Consider the following 9,393-nt stretch of genomic DNA (forward strand, 5'->3'; position numbering starts at 1 on the left):
GAGGAAGTCGAGGATATCTTTGACGTAGGGTTTGGCTGCCTCCCCCAGATTTCCCAATGCCAATGCTGCACTGGAACGAAAATCGGACTCAACGGATTTATTCTTGAGGATGTTGGCAGCTTTCTGAGCAATTACCTCCGGTTTCTGAATCACCGCTTGCAAATTTTGCAAATCATATTCATTGAATTTCTCAAAAGCGAGTTGCTTCACTCCGTCATATTCATCATCAAGGGCAGCAACGATACCGTTAATTTGCCATGCTTCTGGCTGAGGTTTTTCTTTGGCGTTTACCCAAGGTAGAGAAAGGAAGAGAGTTAGCAGTAGGGTGAAACAGAAAAGGAAAAAGAGCGATCTGCTGGTGTGGCGGGGAGTTATGAGCATAAATCAGGGCAAGGCGGCAGATTACACGCGGCTATCGGTATAATACCAAGCTTGCAATTCCTAATTCCTGATTGAGAGTCTTTAATACTTGCTCAGGAGTGTTAAAGACTCGCCGATGAGTATCAAAGACTCTCCCGCGAGTGTTAAAGACTCGCTCACGAGTATCAAAGACTCTCCCGCGAGTATTAAAGACTCGCTCACGAGTATCAAAGACTCGCCGACGAGTATTAAAGACTCTCCCGCGAGTATCAAAGACTCGCCGACGAGTATCAAAGACTCTCCCGCGAGTATTAAAGACTCGCTCACGAGTATCAAAGACTCATTAATGAGGTTTAACTACTCATTTGCGGAGTTCAAAGACTACAGCACTTATTGTTTGAATGCACTACACCACGATACGCGGTAGGGGCACAGCATACTGTGCCCCTACGAATTCTTGTATTTGACGCAAGCGAGAACGGCTATAAACCGAATGGCAATATTTGCCTATGAATCAGATGCAGCTTTAGCAGGTTTACTTTTTATAGCTTTAAACCGTTCCCCTAACTGTTCGGCAATAGTTTTTAACCCTGGAGTTTTCTTAGCAGCTGTCTTCACGTAATCGTAAACTGTCAAACTGCTACCCATTGCTTCGCTGCCGACTGCCATTAGGGTATCATCTACCTGTTCTGTCAGTTGTTGCAGTTTAATCAACAGTTCGGTGAGGGTGGCGGCTAATTGATAATCCCGCACAAACTCATCTACATCAAAGCTGGCTGGTAAAATGTCTCGGTTAGACTGGGCAGCAGTCAGGCTAGTGTTGACAAAGGCTAGGCTTTTATCGCCCATCTTAAATAACTTGCGTCGTTCTTCCACACTCAGGGTAACGAGAAAAGGCATCTTTGCTTGGATAGTCGCAAAGGCAGCTTTAATTTCTTGGATATCTGCTGGGGTAAGGGAGCCTGTAATATTTTGGTAAGCCATTGGTTATTTACTGTGGTAAATCTGTTTGTTATGATTCCCACTGATAAATGCGATCGCACAGTATTTAAGGAAGGGAGAGTAGGGAAATTAACCTCTCTGGTGTACACATAAGTCGAATTACCCCCCTTAATCCCCCCTTGGAAAGGCTACAGTGTACACACAAGTCGAATTACCCCCCTTAATCCCCCCTTGTAAAGGGGGGAAACTGGAAAATCTTGTTCCCTCCCCTTTCCAAGGGGAGGGTTAGGGTGGGGTAAAACTTACGCTTCAAGCTAAATGAGTTGTGATGATTCCCATTGATAAATGCCATCCATCCCCCACCTCGTTTTTCGTATCGAAACATTAAGGAATATTGCATTTGTGCAGGAACCTGAAGGAAAAGCGCCAAATCACTAGAAAGACCGTGGTAGTATGCTCTCGGTAAATGTGAAGATTTGGGAGAAAGACCTTTGACACTACGGGTTGCTGTTATTGGGTCAGGCCCTGCTGGTTCATCTGCCGCTGAAACACTGGCAGCCTCTGGGATTGAAACCTACCTGTTTGAGCGGAAGCTAGACAATGCAAAGCCTTGTGGGGGCGCAATTCCCCTATGTATGGTGAGTGAATTTGACTTACCACCAGAGATTATCGATCGCCGGGTACGGAAGATGAAAATGATTTCGCCTTCCAATCGCGAGGTTGATATTAATCTGATAAATGAAGATGAATATATAGGAATGTGCCGTCGGGAAGTCCTGGATGGCTTTTTGCGCGATCGCGCGGCAAAAGTAGGCGCAAATTTAATTAATGCCACTGTTCATAAACTTGATATACCAGGAAACAATACTGATCCCTATACCATCCATTACATTGACCATACAGACGGTATATCACAGGGGATTGCTAAAACCCTGAAGGTGGATCTAATTATTGGGGCCGATGGGGCTAATTCTCGCGTTGCCAAAGAAATGGACGCAGGGGATTACAATTATGCGATCGCTTTCCAAGAGCGAATTCGCTTACCCGAAGACAAAATGGCCTACTACAACGACCTCGCCGAAATGTATGTCGGTGATGACGTTTCTACCGATTTCTACGCTTGGGTTTTCCCCAAATATGACCACGTAGCTGTCGGTACTGGCACGATGCACATCAATAAAGCCAGCATCAAACAGTTACAAGCTGGTATCCGCGCCCGTGCTTCCGAGAAGCTAGCAGGCGGTAAAATCATCAAAGTCGAAGCCCACCCCATTCCTGAACATCCCCGTCCCCGTCGTGTTGTCGGTCGCATCGCTTTGGTGGGAGATGCTGCTGGTTATGTTACTAAGTCCTCTGGTGAAGGTATTTATTTTGCCGCTAAATCTGGGCGGATGTGTGCCGAAACCATTGTCGAAACATCTAACAGTGGTAGCCGGATTCCTACAGAAGGCGACCTCAAGCTTTACCTGAAGCGTTGGGATAAGAGATACGGACTCACCTACAAGGTGTTGGACATTCTGCAAACCGTGTTTTATCGTTCCGATGCTACCCGTGAGGCGTTTGTGGAAATGTGTGATGACCTCGATGTGCAGCGGCTAACATTCGATAGCTATCTGTATAAGACGGTTGTCCCAGCTAATCCCATCACCCAACTGAAAATTACTGCCAAAACCATTGGTAGCCTAATTCGCGGTAATGCCCTTGCACCTTAATTGAGGGCAAAGGACTGGGAATTCCAACAAATAAATTACTCAATTTTGTGGGGTGGATATCTTGCACGCTTAATTAATCAGGGCGAGCAAGATGCCCACCCCACAATATATTATTTTTATTATTTGATAGTAATGGTTAGTGAGGAAGGCTAATCATGCAACTAAATAGATTCGACAACATTCAGGAATTCTGGCACTACACTCAGGCTTACTTACTCCAGCATCAGGTAGAAAATAATGTTTTGCTCAGTATTTTGCATACCTTGTTGCATAACCCAGAACGTTATCTGGGTAAGCCTTATTTAGCAATTGTCCAAACAAGTGGGGAGATTGTAGCTGTTGCCATTCGCACCCCACCCCAAAAATTGATCCTATCCAAAGCCCAGAATATGGATGCCTTGCGGTTGATTGCTCAAGATTTGCGTCAAGAGCAACTGCCAGGAAGCATGGGACTGGTTAAAGAGGCAGAAATATTCTCGCAGATTTGGCAAGCGCTGACAGGACAATTCTATCAACGGTCGGTGGTAATGAAAATTTACCAATTAACGGCAGTGCAAAGAGTCTCAACGGCCAGAGGATATCTTAGACTGGCAACTGAAAGCGATCGCTCTCTTTTGATCAAGTGGCTTTCTGCATTTTTATCTGAGATAGATGAGGCGGTGAGCGAGGATGTCGAACACCAAGTAGATAATCGATTGAAACAGCAGAATACTTATTTTTGGGTTGATAGCACTCCAGTTTCAGTTGCGTCTAGTAAACAAGTGTTACCTACAATTGGTCGAATCAATTTAGCTTATACACCACCAGAGTATCGTCGCAAAGGATATGCTACTGCCTGTGTCACAGCGTTAAGCCAAAAACTGCTAGACCAGGGATGCCGCCATTGTTTCCTCATAGCAGATTTAGCCAATCCCACAGCCAATCATATTTATCAAGCGATTGGGTATTGCCCCATTTGTGATTGGCACGAATACTCATTCACCTCAAAGGAGTAAGCAGAATAAAGCGATCGCTCCAATTAAATTACTTTCTATGGCAGAATATGCAAATTGCGATCGCTCCAGGCTGTTAAATTCAGGTGAGCAACTGCTCTAGCAATGACTGTCAGGGCAATAGTGGTAGTTGCCAGAAGGACAAGCAGAATAATTTTTAGCCTGTTTTTTAACAATTTACTACGGTCGGAACGCTGCATAACGTGGATTGAGGGGGCAAAATAGAAAACATGACGATTGAATCTAATTCCTCTAATCTACCAACCCCAGAACCAGCCCCCGAAAACGATTTGCAGCCAGATGACTTTGACGGTGGTGCAACGGAGAAAAACCTAAACTCAGAAGCACTAGCGACACAACAAGCATTAGCGGCGATCGCGTCTTTAAAATCTCCGCATTTACAACAACAAGCCCGTTCTGACTTCAAGCAACCCATTACCAAGCAATTTACAGTTAAGCCGAGGGCATTGCTGATTACTCTAATCGCGATCGCCATCACCCTTGTTGGAGTTATCCTTAATAACTGGATCGTTGGCATTATCGGAACGCTGATAGCTTTGCTGTTATCCCTCGCGATATTATTGCCTTGGTTGCAAGAAGTTTTAAACGAGTGGTTTTCACCCCAAGAACGCACCCTGTTTGTTGCCTTTTTAGGACTAATAGTAGCGATTATCGGCTTGATCAAATTTACAGGTGTAGGCGATCGCTTGCTTGTTTTAGGACGCAAAATTAACTGGGACATTGCTGGTAGCCTAGCAGAATGGTTTGGCGCTTTGGGGCAAATTCTCATCGCTATCATCGCCGTTTACGTAGCATGGCGACAATATGTCATTTCCAAAGACTTGACAATTCAGCAAAATATGCTGACGGTTCAGCAAAATATTATTACCCAGCAACAGACAATTGATTCTTATTTCCAAGGTGTTTCCGACTTGGTATTAGATGAAGAAGGATTATTAGAAGATTGGCCCCAAGAAAGAGCGATCGCTGAAGGACGCACTGCGGCAATTTTAAGTAGTGTCGATGCTAGTGGGAAAGCGAAAATTCTCCGTTTTCTCTCACGTTCCAAGTTGCTCTCACCTCTAAAACGCGATGGTCGATTAGGCCGAGCCATTTTCAACGGAAGTGGCGGATATGCAGAAGACCGCTTAGAAGGTGTGCGCGTCATTGATTTAGGCGTAATGTTAGCCGCAGCAGACCTTTCTGGTACTGATTTGCGTTGGACTGATCTGAGCGAAGCTAATCTTGTCCGCGCTAATCTGGTCGGTTGTGATTTAGTAAAAGCCAATCTTTCTCGCACAATTTTATATAGTGCTAATCTTAGCGATGCTGACCTGAACGGGATTCGCCTATTCTATGGTGTAGTGGATAAAGCATCACCCCGCAGTCGCACTGAACCACCAGATTATGAAACCGGGGAACAAACTGGTGCTGTGGTGGAAAATGCTGATTTCAGCAATGTACAAAGGATGTCTGAGTCTACACGTCACTACTGTTGCAGTTGGGGTGGCGAAAAAACCAGAGGTACTATTCCTGGTGGTTGTGAAGGTATTCCCAATAAGTTGGGAAGATAGTTACAACAGAATTCAGAATTCAGGAGTAAAACACAGTTCTCCAGAGAGTGCTACGTGTTCCCTAATCTCTAACTCTACCGACCCGCAATAAATATCTGTTCTGCGGTCAAATTCAGGTCTGGAAATGTTTGGGAGATGAGGCGTTCTGTTCCCCTAAACTGTTGTCCTTGATAAGTTCCATCGACTAATTGATAAATTGTGATTACAGGTTGCTTGGATAAGCCGATGTAGCGTTTGCCTCCTAGCCCTAGATAATCTGCGATCCAATACTCCCCAATACCTAAAGCTTCGTAGTCTTCCACTTTCCGGGCATAGTCATTCTGCCAATTGGTACTGACAACCTCCACGACCAATTTAACAGACTTGCCTAGTGTAATTACTGGTTCAGTTCTCCATAATTGCTCATTCGCCAAACCCGTCTGATCAAGAATCACAACATCGGGTCTAAAGGCTGAATTTTGACCTAATGGTTTAATCAGACATTTCATGGGAATAAACCAAGGCAAATTGAGCAGATCAATTGCTACGTTGAGCTTACGATTAATTAACCCAGCTACCTGTTCATGAAGTCCTGTGGGTTCCAAGTCGATTAGTTCTCCGTCGATTAACTCGTAGCATACATCATCCAGATAGCCAGCAACGAATGCCTCATAGCTAAGAGTACCTGTATTAAGAGTGGCTGAAACCATCGAGATTTATCCTTCCAGGTTCAGAACTAGAGCAGCAATACTGCTCTTAATTATTTTAACTAGCCTTAATTAGGCAAAAGTCAATTAACTAATACGCTTCAAAATTTGGAGTACGTTATATAACTCATTACCACGGTTACGGACATCAAAAATATCCGAAGTGGCATAGCGAGGAGGATAACCTTTGAGCAGTTTAATGAACATAATCAAGGAGTAGAAAAATCTACCAGTTTAGTAATTCACACCTTCAGGTAGGGTGAGGATTTCAACGCCGTCTTCAGTTACAGCTAAGGTATGCTCACATTGAGCAGAAAGCTTGCGATCGCGCGTTACCGCAGTCCACTTATCGCTGAGAACTTCGACTTCGTAAGTACCTTCGTTAATCATTGGCTCAATAGTAAAAACCATTCCTGGTCTGAGGCGCTTGCCTTTACCGCGTGTCCCATAGTGGGGAACATCCGGCGCAGTATGGAAAATATTACTGATACCGTGGCCAACAAAATCTCGCACTACAGAAAAGCCTTGTGCTTCAGCATATTCTTGAATGGCTGCACCAATGTCGCCAATGCGTCCCCCAGGTTTAACTTCAGCAATACCCAGACGCAAACACTCCTCTGTCACCTCTACCAGCTTTCTCGTTGTTGGGGAAGGAGTACCAACAAAGAATGTCTTGGATGTATCGCCGTGATACCCCTCAACAATCGGCGTTACATCAATATTAATGATGTCACCATCTTTGAGAATTTGCTTGGCGTTGGGAATGCCGTGACAAATTACCTCATTTACACTTGTACAAATCGACTTGGGATAACCCTTATAGCCAAGAGGTGCGCTTTTTGCTCCATGCGCTTGCGTCCAACGTTCGGCTTCATCGTTTAGTTCCAAAGTGCTAACCCCTGGCTTCACAAACGGTTCCAAATGCTGGAGAAGTTTGGCTGCTAAACGCCCAGCTTGACGCATTTTGTCTAATTCTCGTTGGGATAAAATAACAATTAACTCGGTTTTCATTAACTTTTATCTGGAGTATTTTTCATAAACATAGTTAACCCTGTTTGTGCTGCTCTTTGTGCAGCATCAGCAACCTTTAGGGTATATAAGCTCTCCTCTGGGGTAACGTACAAAGGAGTCCCATCAAAAAGATGATCTAATACCATATTCGTGTCTTTAGCAAACAAACCCCGACGAGGGCCAACCTCTATAGCTGTTGTTTCCCCTGGCTGGATGAAAATTCCGGTGTCACCATCAAAAATTAAACCACCTTTTTCACCGTGAACTTCAAACTTACGTTCTGATTGCCAAATACTTTCGCCTTTACCATAGACTACTTGGGCTAAAAGTCCGCTGTTAAAGCACAGTTCACTAGTGCAGAAACAGGTTTGGTAGTATTCCGGTTCTATTTCCCAATATCGCTGGTGACAGTTAACAGTAAATACTGTACCAAACAAATCGGTGAGACGATGTAGGCGAGACAGCGCCCCAATTAAGGGAAAACCGAACATCTCGTGGTTATAAGTCCATTTGCGGGGTGCAGGATTTTGAGGATTGATGGTGCTGTAGCGAACATAAAAAACTTCACCAATTTTGTCTAAGTTTTGCTTCAAGGCTTGATGCAAACCACCCAAAAGTTCTAGGTGTTCCACGTGCAAAAGTTTTTGTTGTGCTTTGGCTAAGGCAATCAGTTCTTCGGCTTCGACTACATCCAACGAAAGAGGATACTCTACAATCACATCTTTACCGTTGGTAAGTGCTGCACGAGCGATCGCACCATGATCTCGATTAATGGTGGAGATCGCTACTAGGTCTATATCTTCCCGCTCTACTAGCTCTTGCCAAGAACTCAACGCTTCAATCTGGTATTCTCTGGCAAAGGCTTCCGTTTTTTCTGGGATATGACCAACAACTGCGACTAAATGCGATCGCTCATCATTAAGCAACGCTTCAGCTCGAAACTTTGCCGCATAACCAGTACCTACCAAACCTACACGCACTATTGCTTTTTCCAAAGCTGCTCCTGAATTATACATGATCCTCACTAGTTCTGTTTTTGAGTCTCCCACGTTTATAGTGGTGAGATTCTCTCTTCATGGGGAATCTAATGAATTCACCAGTCTAGACTCTACAACATTCCTCCTAACGCCTCAAGGTATTTGAAACTAGGCAGAAGTACGTGTGTTCAAAAGAGAAAACTTCAAAAGAAAAGCCCCCTTTTTTTTAGGGAGTTGGAGGATCTCTTTTGCGTAAATCCTAAAAAACATAGGTAATATTAATCTTATTCATGTTTTATTCTCCATAAGATAATTTTTACTAATCACAACCTCACTAGGGCATGAAATAATATAAATAAAACTTATCGGGATTAAGCAACTAAATTTCATTACTAATCGGGTTCAATTTCCAGTTACATCGTTTAATTTTTCTCGTAGTATCAGAATTGAAGCAAATTTGAACTAGCGGCTAATTCCACAGAACAGCCGTGACCTTTGCCTTAAAATAACTTATACTGCCGTTTGCAAAAGAGAGGATTACTCAATGCCAACTTATAAAGTGACACTAATCAACGAGGCCGAAGGACTAAATAAGACACTTGACGTTGATGACGATACCTATATTCTGGACGCTGCTGAAGAAGCTGGTCTTGACTTGCCTTACTCTTGCCGCGCTGGTGCTTGTTCGACCTGTGCAGGTAAAATCGTATCAGGTAGTGTCGATCAGGGCGACCAATCATTCTTAGATGATGAACAAATCGAAAAGGGATATGTACTGACTTGTGTTGCCTACCCAACCTCTGACGTAACAATCGAAACTCACAAAGAAGAAGATCTTTACTAAGAGTTCAGCGACTCAACCATAAATCTCTTGCAAGAGTTACTAATGTTGAAAAAATAGAAGCAGGGCATCTAGGATTACACTCTCCCAGTGCCGTTTGTGCCTCTTGAAATGACTTTGACAATAAAGCCTAATTTTCATGTTGAGCAGGAACACAACATTTAGTGTGTTCCTGCTTAATTTTTGACAGCAATTTTCAGGTATTTAGGCTATGACTGAGACGGTCATTAGTCATTGGTCATTGGTGCATTGGTGTCAACTTAAGCTAGAAATAGCTTCGCTGCGGGCTTCATAACCC

9 protein-coding genes and 1 pseudogene are annotated in these 9,393 nt (G+C 43.8%); 4 read left to right on the top strand and 6 right to left on the bottom strand.

Annotated elements, in window-relative coordinates; genetic code table 11:
• Together RRG12_RS13480 and RRG12_RS13485 are read right to left on the bottom strand one after the other, a co-directional pair.
• Window positions 1-381: pseudogene (locus RRG12_RS13480) on the bottom strand (PBS lyase); the annotation flags it as partial.
• A 486-nt stretch (window positions 382-867) separates the two neighbouring features.
• Entirely contained in the window at window positions 868-1,344 is a 477-nt protein-coding gene (locus tag RRG12_RS13485; RefSeq protein WP_420759643.1) for a hypothetical protein, read from the bottom strand.
• Between the two features lie 449 nt (window positions 1,345-1,793).
• Between RRG12_RS13485 and chlP the strand changes: the two genes are divergently transcribed.
• Window positions 1,794-3,014, top strand: a complete 1,221-nt coding sequence (gene chlP, locus RRG12_RS13490) for a geranylgeranyl reductase (RefSeq protein WP_069074865.1) — start codon at window positions 1,794-1,796, stop codon at window positions 3,012-3,014.
• Between the two features lie 155 nt (window positions 3,015-3,169).
• A complete protein-coding gene (locus RRG12_RS13495; RefSeq protein ID WP_420759644.1) occupies window positions 3,170-4,009 on the top strand; it encodes a GNAT family N-acetyltransferase in 840 nt (279 codons plus the stop codon).
• Between the two features lie 35 nt (window positions 4,010-4,044).
• Here the strand turns inward: RRG12_RS13495 and RRG12_RS13500 are convergent, their stop codons facing one another.
• Window positions 4,045-4,206, bottom strand: coding sequence for a hypothetical protein (locus tag RRG12_RS13500; RefSeq protein ID WP_420759645.1), 162 nt, complete (start codon window positions 4,204-4,206; stop codon window positions 4,045-4,047).
• A gap of 30 nt (window positions 4,207-4,236) precedes the next feature.
• Between RRG12_RS13500 and RRG12_RS13505 the strand changes: the two genes are divergently transcribed.
• Complete coding sequence (locus RRG12_RS13505) at window positions 4,237-5,580, top strand: pentapeptide repeat-containing protein (protein WP_420759646.1); 1,344 nt, start codon at window positions 4,237-4,239, stop codon at window positions 5,578-5,580.
• A gap of 74 nt (window positions 5,581-5,654) precedes the next feature.
• On the opposite strand, the gene RRG12_RS13510 is transcribed toward RRG12_RS13505, so the two are convergent.
• The 3 genes from RRG12_RS13510 to RRG12_RS13520 form a co-directional block, all read right to left on the bottom strand.
• Window positions 5,655-6,269: a Uma2 family endonuclease gene (locus tag RRG12_RS13510; protein WP_420759647.1), complete on the bottom strand. Its 615-nt coding sequence runs from the start codon at window positions 6,267-6,269 to the stop codon at window positions 5,655-5,657.
• A gap of 231 nt (window positions 6,270-6,500) precedes the next feature.
• The gene (gene map, locus RRG12_RS13515; RefSeq protein WP_420759648.1) at window positions 6,501-7,277 is read right to left on the bottom strand and encodes a type I methionyl aminopeptidase; all 777 of its coding nucleotides are present in this window, start codon (window positions 7,275-7,277) and stop codon (window positions 6,501-6,503) included.
• Window positions 7,277-8,293, bottom strand: coding sequence for a Gfo/Idh/MocA family protein (locus RRG12_RS13520; RefSeq protein ID WP_420759649.1), 1,017 nt, complete (start codon window positions 8,291-8,293; stop codon window positions 7,277-7,279). Before RRG12_RS13520 ends, map begins: the two co-directional genes overlap by 1 nt.
• Window positions 8,294-8,798: 505 nt before the next feature.
• On the opposite strand from RRG12_RS13520, the gene RRG12_RS13525 reads away from it, so the two are divergent.
• On the top strand, window positions 8,799-9,098 hold the full coding sequence (locus RRG12_RS13525; RefSeq protein WP_069073385.1) for a ferredoxin: 300 nt from the start codon (window positions 8,799-8,801) through the stop codon (window positions 9,096-9,098).
• The last annotated feature ends 295 nt before the right edge of the window (window positions 9,099-9,393 follow it).

The organism is Nostoc sp. CALU 546, from assembly GCF_048836525.1.